Consider the following 15,967-nt stretch of genomic DNA (forward strand, 5'->3'; position numbering starts at 1 on the left):
GTTAACCTCCCCTCTTTTCTGTTTGTTGTGACTCTTGTAACGCTTGTACTACCTGTTCCATGCGAGCACTGCGCGAGCCTTTTACTAAAATTATTTGTGTTGAGTTTATTTCACTCAGCAAGGTTGCAATCAACGCCTCTTTATCTGCGAAATATTTTGCGCCTTGACCGAATGCCTCAACGGTATGTGCGACTTCTTTACCGGTCGCATAAAGTTTCGAAACCCCTTTGTCCTTGGCGTATTGCCCTATTTCTTTATGGTAATGAGCGCTCTCAGTTCCAAGCTCCCCCATATCACCAAAGACAAATACATGCTCACCCGCTTTATTAACCAAAACGTCGATGGCAGCTTTGACAGAGCCAACGCTAGCGTTATAAGTGTCATCAATAATCAGAGTGCCTTGCTGTCCCGCGATTAGGTTTAATCGGCCTTTCACTGCGCCAGCTTCTTCTAGACCACGCTTAATGGTTTCTATATCCACATCAAGTTGACTGCAAATTGCAGCTGCAACTAAAGCGTTAGATACATTGTGGAAGCCAGCCAGTTGTAAGCTAATTGTGGCGCTTTCTTTACCCGTAAGATGTCTTTTAATCAATTCAAATGTCACCAACCCTGCTGAGTTTAGGTGCACATTATTAGCGCTAAAGTGGGCATCTTTATGGCGAGACACTGTAACTTTATGACAGTCAATAAACTCTTCCTGCCACTGTGAAGCGAACTCACAATCTAGGTTAATGATTGCCGTGCCATTGGCATCAAGTGCTTGATAAATCTCTGATTTTGCTTTTGCTACGCCTTCGATCGAGCCGAAGCCTTCGAGGTGAGCAGGTTCCACATTATTAATCACACTGACGTCAGGCATAGCCAGACTCGCACAATAGGCAATCTCACCTTGGTGATTCGCGCCCATTTCAATCACTGCATATTCGTGCTCTTTTGTTAGCTCTAAGAGTGTCAGCGGCACACCAATATGATTATTAAAGTTGCCTTTAGTCGCTAGAACACTCTCCTTATTATCAGAGCTTTTTATGCGTAAAATCGATGCGACTAACTCTTTTACCGTTGTCTTGCCTGCGCTACCAGTAATTCCCACCACTTTTGGGTTTACTTCTTGACGCACTAAGCGCGCTAACTGGCCTAAGGATTTTTCTGTATCTTCAACAATGATTTGCGGTAGAGCCGATTCTACTTTTTTGCTGACCATTAAAGCTGCGGCGCCTTGTTTCTCCGCTACATCAATAAACTCATGAGCATCGAAGCGCTCGCCAACCAGAGCAATAAACAAAGCGCCAGTACAGTCTGCGCGACTGTCTGTTAGTACCTTTTCAATGGTTAAGTCAGCACCGACTAACTCTCCAGCACAGAACTCTGCAATAGCAGATAACTTCAACGGAATCATACTAAGTCCTCCATCAAAGCTTTCACTGACTCAAGATCGCTATAATCAATTTTTTCAGTGCCGATGACCTGGTAATCTTCGTGACCTTTACCTGCGACTAAGATCATGTCCTGTGGCTTGGCGTGCTCAAGTGCATATTTAATAGCTTCGAAACGACTGCTAATGTACGGCGTCTCTTGATTTGTCATGCCTTGGCGAATCATGCTAACAATCTCGTCGCGCTCTTCGGTGCGCGGATTATCGTCAGTAATAATCACTTTATCTGCGGTAGCTTCCGCTACCTTGCCCATGATGGCGCGCTTAGAGCTATCACGATCGCCACCGCAGCCGAAAATTGCCCAAACGTCGCCTTCATCACAATGTGCTTTCAATGCTTGGATCGCTTTTTCGAGTGCATCAGGGGTATGCGCATAATCCACAACAACTGTGGCTTTACCGTCGGCGTTGAACTGATGCATTCTGCCTGGAACCGAGCGTGCCGAGTTTAGCGCCACAATCCACTTGTTACTATCGCCAAGCATCGCACCTAAAGCGCCAGCGACAGCCATTAAATTCGATAAGTTAAACTGCCCAAGTAACTCTGAGTGTAACTTGGCGCTGCCCCAAGGCGTGTGTAAATCTGCCTTTAAGCCATTCAAGCTCAGTTCAACCTGATCACTTGTAATCCAGTTTTCGATATTAAGCTCAGAGTTTTGACCCGCCTGGCTATAAGCAATCTTTTTGCATTTAATAGCATCGTCTTGTAATAAACGACGACCGTATTCATCGTCAGCGTTTATCACCGCAGCTTTCAAATCTTTTTTCAGGAACAACTCGCGCTTGGCTTGGAAGTAAGACTCCATATCACCGTGATAATCAAGGTGATCAACCGACAAATTGGTGAATACTACAACGCTAAATTCAACACCGTTAATGCGACCTTGCTGCAAACCATGGGAAGAAACTTCCATCGTCATGTAATGATTTTTCTGCTGCAGGTACTCGCCGCAAATACGCTGCAACGAAACTGGGTCTGGCGTGGTGTTAGTCGTCGCCTTCAAAGCAGTCGGGTTGCCGTTACCGATGGTGCTTAGCATTAATGTAGGGTAGTTCAAAAACTCCAACGCCTGCGCTAATAAATAGCAACAACTGGTTTTACCGTTAGTTCCCGTTATGCCTGTTACAGACATTTTTCGTGTAGGGTTACCGTAAAAACGTGCTGCAATATCGCCACTGGCTTGCACTAAATCTGTCACTGCAATAAGTGGGATGCCTTTTAAGATCGATACATCACCACCGCTTTCAACAAACTCTTCCAAACCATTTTTTTCTGCAACTATCACCGCTGCGCCAGCTTTTACAGCTTGGGTCATATAAGCGCGGCCATCGGTCGCTAAACCTGGATATGCAATGAAGAGCGAGCCGTCTGTGATTGCTCGACTGTCTAAACTCACATTTGTAACTTCGATTGAGCCGAGCTCACCAAGTTGCTCTTTACTGATAACTTTTTTCAATACTTTTGACAGCGCTTGAGCCTTAAAGCTATTCGCTTTGGCATTAGTCATGATTGCCCCCTCGCTGTCCCACGCCAGCTGTCACAGTGGCTATGGCTGGTTGTTTCAGCTCACCATCAGGAGCGACGTTTAATAAGTGCAAAGCTGTATCTGCGACTTTAGCGAACACTGGCGCTGATACTGTACCGCCGTAATAGCTATCGCCCGCAGGCTCATCGACCATCACCACGATGGCAAACTTTGGATCAGTTGCTGGCACTAATCCGGCAAAATAAGTCACATATTCATCGCCATAACCGCCACGTACTGCTTTACGCGAGGTACCGGTTTTACCAGCAACGCGATAACCATCAACACGAGCGCGTGTACCGGTACCACCTTTTTGCGTGACTTGCTCCATCATTGCCACCACGGCAGTTGCAATTTCTGGCTCAATCACACGCTCACCAGGAATTTCTTCGCCTTGTGCACGCTTTAGCAATGTTGGATTACGTTTAATGCCGCCAGAGCCCAAAATTGAATAGGCCTGCGCTAGCTGAATAGGCGTCACCATAAAGCCGTAGCCGTATGACCATGTGGCTTTTTCATGACGTGACCAGTTCGGTCTGGGCATCAACTTACCATCTGCTTCACCCTGAATTCCAAGGCCAGTCTCGACGCCAAAACCGACACTGTATAAAGTGCTCAAGAACTCTTCATCGCTAAGCTCTAACGCAATTTTCGCCACACCCATGTTGCTGGATTTTTTTATAATGCCATCAAGCGTTAAAACACCGTAGTTACGGTGGTCTCGAACATAGGCATAATCTAAGAACATGCGCCCTGGCGAAGTATCAATGGTCGAGTTAACGTTAAACTTACCGCTGGTTAAGCCGCTGACTACAGTTAATGGTTTAACAGTTGAGCCCGGCTCGAACATGTCAGTAATCGAACGGTTGCGCGTTAATTCTGGCAATCGACTGTCTGAGCGGTTAGGGTTAAATGACGGCTGACTAGCCATTGCCAACACTTCACCAGTATCGACATCCAGTACCACTACAGAACCACCTTTGGCGCCATTCGATAAAACCGCACTCTTTAATTCTTTATAAGCTGCCGCTTGGATTCGTGAATCAATACTAAGTTGTAGATCGTTTCCTTGCTCCGCTTGCGCTAAGACACCGCGCTCTTCGACTACGCGACGGTATAGATCTACGACAACTTTTTCTTTGCCAGGCTTACCTGTTAAGAATGTATCGAATGCTTTCTCGACGCCTTCTAAGCCTTTGTCATCAACGCCGGTAAAGCCAACGACGTGCGCTGTGACTTCTGCGCTTGGGTAATAACGGCGATACTCGGTTTTAAAATTCACGCCGTTAATATCTAAGCGTTTAATGTACAAGGCGACATTAGGGTCAACTTGGCGCTCCAACCATACGTCACGACGTTGCGAGCGATTCATAACCCATTGGTTTAATTCGTCTTCGTCTCGTTTTAGTGCTGCCGCGAACGCTTTCCACTCTTTGCTTTGTAGAATATTCGGCGTTTCAAGTAAGCGCTTTATATCTAGCGTGATTGACTCAGAAGGTACTGAGCGCGCTAGCTCAACACCATTACGATCAACAATCAGACCACGGTGGCTAGAAATACCTTTCACCCGCATGGAGCGAGAATCGCCAGCTTTGGCTAAATCTTCAGCATTAACCACTTGTAGGTAAGCCGCACGCCCCATTAGAGCAAAGAAACCGCACAGCAATACTACGATCATGACGTAATAACGCCATGTGCATAGTGGTACTGTTTTCACTTTACGGTTTCTAACTTTTTTCATGCTCTTTATATACCGTGCCTTTATTTCTCTTTGTCGTTACTTTTTGCCGCTACTCTTTGCCCCGTAGGGATGGCTTCATAATTATTTCGTCTTCTGTATCCGTGTGTTTCATCTGCAGTTTTTCCTGCGCCAGCTTCTCGACTCGACTGTGATCGGCTAAAGCGCTTTGCTCTAAACGCAGTTTTTGCCACTGCAAATCCAACGCTGTTTGTTCGTCTTGCAACTTTTTAAACTCTATCGTTGCCTGGCGTAACTGGTGTGTTTGGTGGGCCACTGTAATCGCTGAAATGACCACGACTACGCCTAACAACATCACACCAAAGCGTCGGCCAAAAACTGCAATCAAACTATAAAAAGGCCATAAGCTGTTGGTTTCTTTAACCTTTTTCTTAGCGGAGCTATTTTTGCTTGCGCTCAAGAAATCTTCTCCGCTACACGCATAACCGCGCTTCGCGCGCGGTTATTTCTTTCTAACTCTTGGTCACCTGCCTTGGTGAACTTGCCGACTTTTTTCATCCGGCGATTTATCATGTCCTCTGTCACCGGTAAGCCAGGCGGAAAATCCTGGCCTTTTTCCTGCTTCTGTATAAATCGTTTGACCATTCGATCTTCTAACGAATGGAAACTGATGGCGACTAATCGGCCACCGACTTTCAAGCAATTAAGCGATTGCTCCAAAGTATCTTTTAAGTCATCCAACTCGCGGTTTACCGCAATACGAATTGCTTGAAAACAGCGAGTTGCTGGGTGCTTATGCTTTTCCCAGCGTGGATGTGCCTCTTTTATAATGGCCGCTAATTCTAAAGTGCGGCTAATAGGGGCTTTTTGTCGCTTCTCAATGATCGCTCTCGCGATTCGTTTGGCGTAACGTTCTTCGCCAAAAGTCTTAAACGCCCAAACCATGTCTTCTTCATCGGTTTGTGCTATCCATTCTGCCGCCGTTTGTCCGCGCGTCGTGTCCATACGCATATCCAACGGGCCGTCTTGCATAAAGCTAAAGCCGCGCTCTGCTTGATCGAGCTGAGGCGATGAAACCCCAAGATCCATCATAATTCCGTCGATGTTGCCAACTAATCCTTTATCGCTAACCTTTTGTTCTAAAAGGGAAAAGCTTTCATGAATAATTTCAAATCGCGCGTCTTCTTGTTCTAACGCTTGTCCCTCTTTTATTGCTTGTGGATCTTTATCAAAGGCCATTAAACGGCCTTTGTCCGAAAGCATAGACAAGACTGCTCGGCTATGGCCACCACGGCCAAAGGTACAGTCGATGTATATACCGTCAGGATTGATCACCAGAGCCTCCACTGCCTCATCTAGTAGAACCGAATCGTGCGCAGCTTTTTCATGCTTTGATTTCATGCTTAAAACGCCAGGTCCGGTAAATTTTCAGTATCTAATGGAGCATCACCTAACGCAGCCACATCTTCCTCAATCTTCTTGTGCCAGTTGCTTTCGTTCCAGATCTGGAAGGTTTTGCCTTGGCCCGCTAATAACACTTCTTTTTCAAGATGTGCGTATTCACGAAGAACAGGAGGTAGTAGAATGCGGCCGTTGCCATCGATTTCATGCTCTGAAGCATGCCCGAGCAACATACGCTTAATACGACGTTGATTAGGATCAGTATTGGAAAAAGTATCTAAAGTGGTTTCGAGTTGTTCCCATTGGGGAAGCGGGAAAAGCAATAAGCACGGGTCAAACAGGTCAATAGTCACCACGATTTGGTTAGCGCAAGCATCATGAAAACGCGAACGGTACTTCGCCGGAATGGCGATTCGACCTTTCGCGTCCATATTAATTGCTGTTGCGCCTCTAAACATTGGCTTCTTTAACCCCGATTAACTCGACTGTTGCATCATTAAGGGCTACTTTAGGTAAGAGTCTTGAAAGAGAGTTGCTAGGAGAGAGTATTAGCAAGACTCTTTCAAGGGTCTTATTTTAAAGCTCGCCATCAGTAATGATGGTTTGTTACCACGCTCAGTAAATCGTTTTGATCGTCACTGATCCTCTACGATCCACTTTGCGACACTTTTCTCCACTTCTCTACACTATATGAAGTTTAGGTGTTTTTTGCAAGGCAAATATGCATGGAAAATGTGAAAAATGTCCTTATTTGACAATCACTTAGAGGAAGTTAGTTAGCACTAACAAACAGCAAAAAATAAAAGCGAGATTTTTCATTGAATTAGCGTTATAAGTTAGAAACTACTTTAAGTTAAGAAGATGGGCAGAGTCATTTCTGCTGGATGATTCGCCTAAAAATAGGCGATTTTTGACCAAAAGTGAGGATAAATTTACATTTCACAGAGTGAAGCTCGCTTTTCCCTGTGCCTCCTTTCTCATTGCTATTAATAATGGTTTCAAAGCCAGTAGCAGGAGGAAATGTAGTCTTTTGTATAAAATCTAAGTCTCACAGCTCAATACCTAGCAATCTAGGCTAGAGTTGCTTAGACTGATGGCATCGCTTATCAAAACTTAACGCTATGAATTACAAAGAGATTTTTGAACAAATTAGCGAAGAACTCAGAGACTTTGACGAGATTGGGCAAGTTGCAACCTATATCCCTGCCCTAGCTAAAGCGAACCCCAATAAATTTGGCATGTATTTGGTCACCGAGGAAGGTCATGAGTATGATCATGGCGATATCCATGAAAACTTTTCTATTCAGAGTATTTCAAAGGTTCTTTCACTGGTCTACGCTTTCAAGTTAGTAGGTACTGACTTATGGAGGCGTGTTGGCGTCGAGCCGTCGGGCAGTCCATTTAACTCTTTAGTGCAGCTCGAGTACGAACAAGGTATCCCAAGAAATCCGCTCATCAACGCCGGTGCTATCGTTGTTTGCGACATTTTAGTGAGTCAGCTCGACAATCCTTATCAAGAATTTATCGAGTTCGTGCGTAAGCTTTCTGGTAATCCATCGATCGATTACTGTGAAGAAACTGCCCAGTCGGAAAAAGAATGTGGTTTTAAGAACAACGCCCACATCAACCTGATGAAGTCTTATGGCAATATCGAAAACGACGTTGATGAAGTCCTAGACTTGTACTTCCATCTCTGCTCGATTGAAATGAGCTGTAAAGATCTGGCGCAAACCTTTATGTTCTTGGCCAGAAGTGGAAAAAACCCGCTAAATAATGAACGCATACTTACCGCACAAGAAACCAAGCGTATTAATGCCATCATGTTGCTTTGTGGTTTTTATGATGAAGCTGGCGAGTTTGCCTTTAAAGTTGGGCTCCCAGGAAAAAGTGGCGTTGGTGGCGGGATTGTTGCTATTTACCCCGATCAATACAGTATTGCGGTATGGAGCCCTGGTTTGAATAGTAAGGGGAATTCGAGCAAAGGGATCAAGGCGTTAGAGCTCTTTACCACCATCACCCAGTCCAACGTTTTCGGCCCAACACCACTTTTCGATGAACTAGAATACGACTAAACGCAACCTAATTATAGTCAATGTCTCACAAAAGCTTCATCGTTTAGCTCTTTAGAATCCAAAGTGCTTATTGTTTAATAATGACTAAGCCAAAGGACAGGCTGAGCTCACAAGGAAGCGAGCACAAGGAAGAAGATTACGCCAAGGAATGTGGCAATTAAGGACTAAGCTCAGGATGAGCACTCTATGGAAAGAGTCCTAAGGAAGGGAAAGCTCGATAAGAGCATGTTGATCAAATAGGGAGTTGTGTTGGATGTGCAACTCCCTATCAACATAACCCAACCTTAAGGGAAATGAACGATAGACCAAGTAAAAGGAATTTATTATGGCGATAAAACTAATCCATAAATACCAAGGCTGGTGGGATTCTAGCCGCAACCGTGGTCACTTCTGGTTCACCTATTACGACAACTCCCGCGAAAAAAGTGTTTCCGTTAATGGTCAAGACTTTCAAATCATGATGGATATGCTCCGTAATGAACAACCGGTCTACGGTGATCATACTCGCGGTCTAGTCACAACCCAATCTGAAGAAGTTGGCGAAGAAGAGTCATAAACTCGATAAAGATCTCTTTGCCAGTTTTAATTCAGCGCTACAGCCAGCGCAGCCTTAATCGGCAACAATTTACCCCCTATAGTTATTGCGCTGGCTGATTTTTATCTTATATTTTTACCAACCCATAAAATGCTCTTTGCTAAAATATAAAGCCTCGGGCAAACTATAGTGACGCCTAGAAACAAAAACAAAACATGAGCAAAAATCGTCAGCTAGAACACACCGATCACATCGCGCAAAAGCAGCTCTCATCAACACAAAAAGAATCTAAAACCAGAACTGTTTGCTTATTAGCCCACGACATCACAGTGCCCATGAACGTCGGTAGCCTTTTTCGCATCAGCGATGCACTCGGTGTCGAAAAAATCTACCTATCCGGCGACACCCCAACGCCACCTAATAACAAAATCCGCAAAACCTCGCGCAGCACCGAAAAGTACGTGCCTTATGAATCCATAGACTCGCCAATTGAGCTAATAGACAAACTAAAGAAAAACGACTACACCATCATCGCCCTAGAAATCACCAGCGACAGCGTTCCACTACAAGAACTACAATTAAAAAACGACCAGAAAGTCTGCCTAATTTTAGGCTCGGAAAATACAGGCGTTAGTAAAGAATTACTAGACCTAGCAGACATCACCATCCACATCCCCATGCTCGGCCACAACTCCTCCATGAACGTCGCTACTGCTTGTGGGATAGCGGTTTACGGGCTTACTTTAGCGGTTATTTAATTTACATGTTCATTCTCTTTGCATGCCTAAGCGACCGAAGGGAATCCCTTTAGGGAAAAACGAACCAAAAGAAAAGGCACCCCAAATCGTTAGGTCCTTCGGACTGCCCTCGCTCATCCATGTTACTTACGCGCCGCTAAACGAAACCTCCCCTTCGGGGATTCCTTGCAGTCACCTATTCCTCTTAGCTAAATTAGGCTCCATGCCTAATTTACGCTATAACTTTTCTTTGCTCGGCTAACTTTAACGGGGCACTAAAAGCACAAGATTGCGCCAATTTCCCCTTATATTGAGCTGTGCTATTTACAAAATATAGCAAACCAAAATCGTGGATGATTTTGGTAAGAGTTTCCAGCACAGGGATGTGCTGTAAACTCTGGTGCGTTAAGTATTTTGGAAATAGAACAGGTAGTCATGTTTACATGACCTCAATATCGGGGCGTGTTTCTTTTTGGTCACTTTTTCTTGCTCGCACAAGAAAAAGTGGCTCGCCGAGTGGCGAAATAGACTGCTAACAATAAGCCTAGGCTCCAAATTACCTAAAGGTATTCCCTATAGTCACTGTTTGGAATGACAAGCTTAACAGAGATTGCCACGTCGCTGTTGTGACTGCTCCTCGCAATGACGAGGGGACTAAAATAAAAAGAAAAGCTGGCCGATAAGCCGGATTCTGTCGTGGACAGTCATTCGTCTAGGCCATCAATCGCTCGATGGCTCCAGCAACCTACCCGGTTCCAACGCGAGCAACGCCGTACGGAACCCTATTTGGTCTTGCTTCGGGTGGGGTTTACCTTGCCGCTAACTGTTACCAGTAGCGCGGTGCGCTCTTACCGCACCCTTTCGCCCTTACCTGTGAACTTAGCGAACTAAGATCCATCGGCGGTCTTCTTTCTGCTGCACTTGCCGTCGGTTTACACCGCCCAGGCGTTACCTGGCACCCTGCTCTGTGAAGTCCGGACTTTCCTCTCCCTATAAAACATAGGCAGCGACTGTCTGGCCAGCTTTGCAGCAAGTTTAGTCTTCATACAAAAAAAGGCAAGAAAAACTTAGTTTCCCTGCCTTTTCGGGGCAAAACAGTATAGTGAAAATTAACTTTTTCCTAATGTCTCTTCAAACCACTCGCGGAACATACGTTTTTCATAGTAGAAGCCCTCTTTGTAACGAGCACGCTTCCAAGCCCGATCTTGATGTAAGTAGTTCATATCTTTGAGGTTTGCTTCACCTTCTTTCAATACTGCTCCTTGGTCATCAGTTAGAATGTAACTAAATTCCATACGTGGGAAGTGGATATCTTTCATCACGCGAATATCACGCGTCGAACCAAGCTCTACATGTCCAGCCAAGTCTAAGTCGAGGATCTTAATGCTCAGCATTTGACCTTCGGGAAGTTCATTACTGTATTCTTTGAAGAACTTCTCAAAGCTCTTTTTGACGCGTTTGTGGAAAGTGCCTCTCGGCTCTGATGCGGCGCGGACATCGCGATAATCGTTAAAGTCGCTCCACTCAACCTGAATACCAGCTTGTGACTGCTTGGACTCTTTATCTGAGTTAGCCATACTGGCAGTTCCCCAGCTTAGCGCTAACACGCCGATAGCACTCACTATAACTCGTTGATAACTCTTCATAAAACCTCCGCTTAATCTGATTTCTGCTGTAGCGCCCATTGATACAGGTCTTTCTTTTTAACACCTGTAATTTGCGCGGTCAGCTTGGCCGCTTTATTCGGCGGTAATTCGGTTAACAGCTGCGTCATAATGGATGTTGCTTCTGTGCTTAAACCTTCATTTGCTTTGCTTAAGCCTTCGACCATCACAACAAACTCACCTTTCTGTTGGTTTGAGTCATTATTAACCTGCTCTAGTACTATAGACGCAGGACCCGACAGAATAGTTTCAAAGTTTTTGGTTAATTCGCGCGCTATAACAACATGCCTCTCACCAAAAACATCAACTAAGTCATTTAAGCTATCAGCTATACGGTGCGAAGATTCGTAAAATACTAACGTTTCTTTGTGCTCAGATAATTCTTTATAACGCTCTTTTCGCGCATTGGTTTTCGAGGGAAGGAATCCCCAGAAGCTAAAGCTATCAGTAGCTAAGCCCGCCACAGATAAGGCGCAAATTAAGGCGCTTGCGCCCGGGATTGGACTAATGGCATATTCACGCTGACGCAGTTCTCGCACCAGCTTAAACCCAGGATCGCTAATTAACGGCGTTCCAGCGTCGGAAATCAGCGCCACCGACTGGCCATCATCCAGTTTGTTAGCAATCTGCTCGATTCGAGCCTCTTCATTGTGCTCGTGCAAAGACATCATCTGGGTTCGAATATCGTAGTGCGTCATTAGCCTTTGGCTATGACGCGTATCTTCAGCAAGAATTAAGCTAACCTGCTGTAGGGTCTTTATGGCACGAAAAGATAGGTCATCAATATTACCAATCGGCGTAGCTACGACGTATAAGGAGCCCTTCTCGTCGAACTGGTTGATTTGCGGTGAATTTTTGTTGTGAGAATCTGTCAAATCTGTCATTGGTACTTTGCCTTGTTGCGCCCTAAAGCTTAGAATAGCATTAACTCTTTATTGAGATTGGAATTATGACAAAAAAGTCTTTCAACAAGAACCTATCATTAGCAATCTTTAGCTTATTACTGGTTTCTTGTGTCACTACGCAACCACGCCAATCGTCTAGCGACGAGAGGATCCGTGATCGCGTTGCACAGTCGCCAGAATTTTACTTACAACAGGCTGAGCAACACCAAGGGACGGCACAAGCACCTTTCAAACTTCAAGCCGCTATCGCCTACCACAATATGGGTAGCTCTGAAGAGTCTTATAATTTGCTACGAAGCTTCCAACCCACGGAGTTACCGCTAGACGATCGCGATGCATATTATTTATTGCTCGGTGAAGTGGCATTAACGCAGGATAAACCTTTCGAGTCTATTCGTGCGTTACAGTCGATTGGCAACCCACAACAACATAGCCTCGACTGGCAGGCCCACTTTGCAGCAACACTCGCCGATAGTTTAGTCGCCAATAATCGCTTAGCCGACGCTGCGGTTGTGCGCCTAGAAGCAGATCACCTTTTCGAAGAATACGGCAACTTAGAGCAGCAGCGAGATAAAGCTTGGCAGGAGCTCATGAAATCACCGGTAGGTGCCATTGAACTTAAACGCTCGAGAGCCTCGGAGCATTATGTGCTTGGTTGGCTAGATATGGCCATTGTCCGCCATCGTTTTATGCGTAACGCCAATAATATGGCTACTGCTATGGATGAGTGGTCGCAAATTTATCCAGACCACCCAGCTTACGATTATATTGATTTAAGCGAAATCGGCTCCTTCGACTTTACCGCCAGCGCACCACAAAAAATAGGCTTAATGATTCCTATGAGCGGGAAACTAGCTCCTGTGGGTAAGCTCATCCGTGACGGCTTTATGGCGAGCTATTACGAGCAAGCAAGCCTTGGCGAAGCGGCTGATGTTGTGGTTTATGACACTAACGGTATTGATATTCAAACCCTTTATCAAAATGCTTTTGAAGACGGCGTCGACTTTATCGTCGGGCCTTTGTTAAAACCCAATATTGACGATTTAGCGGCACAAGCTAGCTTGCCAATCCCTACCTTGGTTTTGAATCGCTTGGACCAAAGCTACATGCCGAGTAACTTCTTTCAATTTGGTTTACCGATAGAAGATGAAGCACGTCAAATAGCGCGTCACGCAATCCAACAGGGCCAAGATAGAGCATTTATCATTAATGCCGACTCATCGCTGGGTAAGCGTGCGGTAGAAGCTTTTACTGATGAATTTGAACAGCTCGGTGGCTTTGTCGTCAAGACTGCTAACATTTCACACAACCAAAATGTTAAAGCAGCCGTGATGGCCATGCTTGGCGCAGATCAGGCTGAGAAGCGCGCTAAAGATTTGCAAAACTTTCTCAATGTACCGATCGAAGCCAGTGGTCAAGGCTCCGCCACCGCCGACTTTATCTTTATGATTTCAAAAGTAGACAAGGCACGCATCATCAAACCGTACCTTAACTACTATTATGCTTATAATTTACCGGTCTACTCGACCTCAACCATCTACGAAGGTCGCACTAGCCCTACTCGTGACAATGATTTAGATGGGATTTCTTTTACTGATGCTCCCTGGATGCTAGGTTCTTCTGAATCGATTAGGGACAGCCGCCGTAAAATGAGTCAGCTAGTGCCAAACTCTACAAACAGCTTGGCGCGCTTTTTCGCTTTGGGTCATGATGCCTATTTAATCATTCCAGAGCTTCGGCAATTTACAGAAGACAGCCAATATCATATTCAGGGGCTATCTGGTGATTTAAGTATGGACGCTTACGGTCGTTTCGTACGCCAGTTATCTTGGGGCAAGTTTAAAGGTGGTAAGGTAATCCCCTTAAACCAGTCCATTAATAGCGACTATTAAAACGAATAGAGCTTTAGCTGGTTAGAGCGTCAAAAGATGCTTTAACAGAAAGCCTAAAGTGTAATAAATTTTTGTAAGACGTAGGATGATAAGTGATGCTTTCAAGGACGAAAGGTGACAAGGTTGAGCGCTTTGTAGAAGGTTATCTTCAAGGCAAAGGGCTTAAAACTATTGAGCGCAATTTCTATTCTCGTTATGGCGAGATAGATCTCATCATGCAGGATAGAGATTATCTTGTGTTTATTGAGGTGCGCTTTCGAGCAAACACTTCCCATGGCAGTGGTGCAGAAAGCGTGAATTACGCTAAACAGCAGAAAATCATCAAAACGGCACACTTTTTTTTGCAACAGGCAAAAAAATATCAACAACTTAATTGTCGTTTTGATGTGGTTTCCGTAACATTAACCAATAAATCCTTATCGGCTGATTGGCTTAAAAATGCGTTTCAACTGCCAGGCTGGTAATACAAATCAGGCTATCCATGATAGAACGTATACGCGATATATTTACAGAAAGTATTCAAACCAAAATTGCGGCCGCTGACTCTTTACCTGAGTCTATCGCCAAGGCCGGCCAAATTATGGTTAATTCTTTATTAGCTGGTAACAAAATCTTAACTTGCGGTAACGGTGGCTCCGCTGGCGACGCACAGCACTTTTCATCGGAAATGCTTAACCGCTTCGAACGTGAACGTCCTAGCTTACCTGCTATTGCGCTGACCACCGACACAGGTACATTGACCTCAATATCGAATGATTACAGCTACAATGAAGTCTTTTCAAAGCAGCTGAGAGCTCTTGGGCAACCTGGTGATATTTTGTTAGCGTTTTCCACCAGCGGTAATTCTCGTAATGTGATCAATGCCATGGAAACTGCGCTCAGTAAGGATATGCTAATCGTCGCTTTAACAGGCAAGGACGGTGGCGAAATGGCGGGACTGGTTGGACAAAATGATGTCGAAATAAGAGTCCCCTCAAACTCCACCGCAAGAATACAGGAAGTTCACTTAGTCGTGATTCACGCTTTATGTGATTATATTGATAACACCTTGTTTGGTACTGAGGCATAACCATGATATTAAAACAAACATTGCGCATAGTAACACTAGCTGCCGTCGCAGCTTTTTTCTTACCAGGCTGTACAACCTTTGGCACCTTGGCTGAAGACAATAGTATAGAGCGTCGTGTCGGCACCCTAACTAGTGCCATAGAAGAAAAAAACAAACCTTCTTATATTGGCGTAGAAAGCCACAACCTATATGTGCTGATATACGGTCAAGTTCCGAGCGAAAAAGTTAAAGCTCAAGTATCTAATGAGATCCGTGGTATCCCTGAAATACGCAAAGTGTTTAACGAGCTTCGCATTAAAGATCCAAACGAAGTCAGCGGCATGTCAGACGCCTGGATCACTACAAAAGTGAAATCTAGCTTAGCCGCCGAGAAAGGGTTGGACTCTAAGCGCATCAAAGTTACTACCGAAGACGGTGAAGTCTTTTTGATGGGACTGGTGACGCGCGAAGAAGGCGACAAAGCGGCCCTCGTTTCTAGAAATATAGCGGGCGTCAAAAAAGTCGTAAAGATATTCGAGTATATAAACTAAAGACTATCAGACAAAGAAATCATTGAAATAAGAGAGAGCCGAAACGCCAGGTGAAACGTTTCGGCTTTTTTAATTTTATCCCGAGCTATTGGCAAATATCATCTTTTTGCATAGTTACCACTTCAGTCACTTTAAATTGCCCATCATAATCCGCTGCAAAGCCTTCGTTTGCCTTTTCCAGTTGATGACCTCTAAAGCGAACAAAAACCTGCTCATAGGGCTTTTCGACCATCTCCATATAGTCATTGTGCAATTCACCTGTAATGGTTTCATCACCAATAACCCAAAGCTCTTTCTCCGTGCCGCATGGCTGAAACGAGCTCACTTCACTACCATACATATAGCTACCTTTAGTCACGCTTGTCGTAGCGTTCACCGGACTCGTACTTTGCTCAAAAATACTGCAGGACTGTGTCATAGCGATAACAACGCCTATCGATATCACTTTAATTAATGTTTTCATTATCGATGCTCTCTTTTCTTGAGTACTTACTACTAAGAC

16 protein-coding genes and 1 other RNA gene are annotated in these 15,967 nt (G+C 44.8%); 7 read left to right on the forward strand and 10 right to left on the reverse strand.

Translation table 11 applies throughout. From position 1 onward, the window contains the following. Window position 1: 1 nt before the first annotated feature. Genes DL796_RS07615 through mraZ form a run of 6 tightly spaced genes read right to left on the reverse strand, consistent with a single transcriptional unit; the run spans window position 2 to window position 6,519 of the window. Window positions 2–1,399 carry a UDP-N-acetylmuramoyl-tripeptide--D-alanyl-D-alanine ligase gene (locus tag DL796_RS07615; RefSeq protein WP_110201106.1) on the reverse strand — a complete coding sequence of 466 codons (1,398 nt, stop codon included), beginning with the start codon at window positions 1,397–1,399 and terminating at the stop codon, window positions 2–4. Further along, window positions 1,396–2,943, reverse strand: a complete 1,548-nt coding sequence (locus tag DL796_RS07620) for a UDP-N-acetylmuramoyl-L-alanyl-D-glutamate--2,6-diaminopimelate ligase (RefSeq protein WP_110201107.1) — start codon at window positions 2,941–2,943, stop codon at window positions 1,396–1,398. The genes DL796_RS07615 and DL796_RS07620 overlap by 4 nt, the downstream gene beginning before the upstream one ends. Then, window positions 2,936–4,702, reverse strand: a complete 1,767-nt coding sequence (locus tag DL796_RS07625) for a peptidoglycan D,D-transpeptidase FtsI family protein (RefSeq protein ID WP_110201108.1) — start codon at window positions 4,700–4,702, stop codon at window positions 2,936–2,938. Before DL796_RS07625 ends, DL796_RS07620 begins: the two co-directional genes overlap by 8 nt. Window positions 4,703–4,751: 49 nt before the next feature. Further along, a complete protein-coding gene (gene ftsL / locus DL796_RS07630; protein WP_227593011.1) occupies window positions 4,752–5,120 on the reverse strand; it encodes a cell division protein FtsL in 369 nt (122 codons plus the stop codon). Continuing rightward, window positions 5,117–6,061: a 16S rRNA (cytosine(1402)-N(4))-methyltransferase RsmH gene (gene rsmH / locus DL796_RS07635; protein ID WP_110201109.1), complete on the reverse strand. Its 945-nt coding sequence runs from the start codon at window positions 6,059–6,061 to the stop codon at window positions 5,117–5,119. Before rsmH ends, ftsL begins: the two co-directional genes overlap by 4 nt. A 2-nt stretch (window positions 6,062–6,063) precedes the next feature. After that, window positions 6,064–6,519: a division/cell wall cluster transcriptional repressor MraZ gene (gene mraZ / locus DL796_RS07640; protein WP_110201110.1), complete on the reverse strand. Its 456-nt coding sequence runs from the start codon at window positions 6,517–6,519 to the stop codon at window positions 6,064–6,066. 663 nt (window positions 6,520–7,182) lie between these two features. Between mraZ and DL796_RS07645 the strand changes: the two genes are divergently transcribed. The 3 genes from DL796_RS07645 to DL796_RS07655 all read left to right on the forward strand — a co-directional run bounded on the left by DL796_RS07645 (window position 7,183) and on the right by DL796_RS07655 (window position 9,426). Beyond that, entirely contained in the window at window positions 7,183–8,133 is a 951-nt protein-coding gene (locus tag DL796_RS07645; RefSeq protein ID WP_110201111.1) for a glutaminase, read from the forward strand. Window positions 8,134–8,458: 325 nt separating this feature from the next. After that, window positions 8,459–8,689: a hypothetical protein gene (locus DL796_RS07650; protein WP_110201112.1), complete on the forward strand. Its 231-nt coding sequence runs from the start codon at window positions 8,459–8,461 to the stop codon at window positions 8,687–8,689. A 194-nt stretch (window positions 8,690–8,883) separates the two neighbouring features. Then, window positions 8,884–9,426 (forward strand): TrmH family RNA methyltransferase, encoded by a 543-nt coding sequence (locus DL796_RS07655; RefSeq protein WP_110201113.1) that lies wholly within the window; start codon window positions 8,884–8,886, stop codon window positions 9,424–9,426. Between the two features lie 643 nt (window positions 9,427–10,069). Here the strand turns inward: DL796_RS07655 and rnpB are convergent. The 3 genes from rnpB to rsmI form a co-directional block, all read right to left on the reverse strand. Then, window positions 10,070–10,431: RNase P RNA component class A (gene rnpB, locus DL796_RS07660), an RNA gene on the reverse strand. Window positions 10,432–10,514: 83 nt separating this feature from the next. After that, the gene (locus tag DL796_RS07665) at window positions 10,515–11,051 is read right to left on the reverse strand and encodes a DUF3016 domain-containing protein (protein WP_170114234.1); all 537 of its coding nucleotides are present in this window, start codon (window positions 11,049–11,051) and stop codon (window positions 10,515–10,517) included. Between the two features lie 11 nt (window positions 11,052–11,062). Beyond that, window positions 11,063–11,953, reverse strand: coding sequence for a 16S rRNA (cytidine(1402)-2'-O)-methyltransferase (gene rsmI, locus DL796_RS07670; protein ID WP_110201115.1), 891 nt, complete (start codon window positions 11,951–11,953; stop codon window positions 11,063–11,065). Window positions 11,954–12,018: 65 nt separating this feature from the next. Here rsmI and DL796_RS07675 point away from each other — a divergent pair, with 65 nt between their 5' ends. The 4 genes from DL796_RS07675 (at window position 12,019) to DL796_RS07690 (ending at window position 15,465) form a co-directional block, all read left to right on the forward strand. Further along, window positions 12,019–13,866: a penicillin-binding protein activator gene (locus tag DL796_RS07675; protein ID WP_110201116.1), complete on the forward strand. Its 1,848-nt coding sequence runs from the start codon at window positions 12,019–12,021 to the stop codon at window positions 13,864–13,866. Between the two features lie 95 nt (window positions 13,867–13,961). Beyond that, window positions 13,962–14,330 carry a YraN family protein gene (locus DL796_RS07680; RefSeq protein WP_110201117.1) on the forward strand — a complete coding sequence of 123 codons (369 nt, stop codon included), beginning with the start codon at window positions 13,962–13,964 and terminating at the stop codon, window positions 14,328–14,330. A gap of 17 nt (window positions 14,331–14,347) precedes the next feature. Beyond that, a complete protein-coding gene (locus tag DL796_RS07685) occupies window positions 14,348–14,935 on the forward strand; it encodes a phosphoheptose isomerase (protein WP_110201118.1) in 588 nt (195 codons plus the stop codon). Window positions 14,936–14,937: 2 nt separating this feature from the next. Continuing rightward, complete coding sequence (locus tag DL796_RS07690; protein WP_110201119.1) at window positions 14,938–15,465, forward strand: BON domain-containing protein; 528 nt, start codon at window positions 14,938–14,940, stop codon at window positions 15,463–15,465. A gap of 85 nt (window positions 15,466–15,550) precedes the next feature. Here DL796_RS07690 and DL796_RS07695 read toward each other — a convergent pair whose 3' ends face one another. Beyond that, entirely contained in the window at window positions 15,551–15,928 is a 378-nt protein-coding gene (locus tag DL796_RS07695; RefSeq protein WP_110201120.1) for a hypothetical protein, read from the reverse strand. Between the last annotated feature and the right edge of the window lie 39 nt (window positions 15,929–15,967).

It is taken from the genome of Kangiella spongicola, from assembly GCF_003194565.2.
In the GTDB taxonomy this organism is placed as follows: Bacteria; Pseudomonadota; Gammaproteobacteria; order Enterobacterales; family Kangiellaceae; genus Kangiella; species Kangiella spongicola.

Excerpts from the sequence above, each read along its gene's own strand:
- DL796_RS07645 (WP_110201111.1), top strand. The coding sequence starts at position 7,183 with ATGAATTACAAAGAGATTTTTGAACAAATTAGCGAAGAACTCAGAGAC.
- mraZ (WP_110201110.1), bottom strand. The coding sequence starts at position 6,519 with ATGTTTAGAGGCGCAACAGCAATTAATATGGACGCGAAAGGTCGAATC.
- DL796_RS07695 (WP_110201120.1), bottom strand. The coding sequence starts at position 15,928 with ATGAAAACATTAATTAAAGTGATATCGATAGGCGTTGTTATCGCTATG.
- DL796_RS07680 (WP_110201117.1), top strand. The coding sequence starts at position 13,962 with ATGCTTTCAAGGACGAAAGGTGACAAGGTTGAGCGCTTTGTAGAAGGT.
- DL796_RS07615 (WP_110201106.1), bottom strand. The coding sequence starts at position 1,399 with ATGATTCCGTTGAAGTTATCTGCTATTGCAGAGTTCTGTGCTGGAGAG.
- DL796_RS07620 (WP_110201107.1), bottom strand. The coding sequence starts at position 2,943 with ATGACTAATGCCAAAGCGAATAGCTTTAAGGCTCAAGCGCTGTCAAAA.
- DL796_RS07675 (WP_110201116.1), top strand. The coding sequence starts at position 12,019 with ATGACAAAAAAGTCTTTCAACAAGAACCTATCATTAGCAATCTTTAGC.
- DL796_RS07665 (WP_170114234.1), bottom strand. The coding sequence starts at position 11,051 with ATGAAGAGTTATCAACGAGTTATAGTGAGTGCTATCGGCGTGTTAGCG.
- DL796_RS07690 (WP_110201119.1), top strand. The coding sequence starts at position 14,938 with ATGATATTAAAACAAACATTGCGCATAGTAACACTAGCTGCCGTCGCA.
- rsmI (WP_110201115.1), bottom strand. The coding sequence starts at position 11,953 with ATGACAGATTTGACAGATTCTCACAACAAAAATTCACCGCAAATCAAC.
- DL796_RS07685 (WP_110201118.1), top strand. The coding sequence starts at position 14,348 with ATGATAGAACGTATACGCGATATATTTACAGAAAGTATTCAAACCAAA.
- DL796_RS07625 (WP_110201108.1), bottom strand. The coding sequence starts at position 4,702 with ATGAAAAAAGTTAGAAACCGTAAAGTGAAAACAGTACCACTATGCACA.
- DL796_RS07655 (WP_110201113.1), top strand. The coding sequence starts at position 8,884 with ATGAGCAAAAATCGTCAGCTAGAACACACCGATCACATCGCGCAAAAG.
- rsmH (WP_110201109.1), bottom strand. The coding sequence starts at position 6,061 with ATGAAATCAAAGCATGAAAAAGCTGCGCACGATTCGGTTCTACTAGAT.
- DL796_RS07650 (WP_110201112.1), top strand. The coding sequence starts at position 8,459 with ATGGCGATAAAACTAATCCATAAATACCAAGGCTGGTGGGATTCTAGC.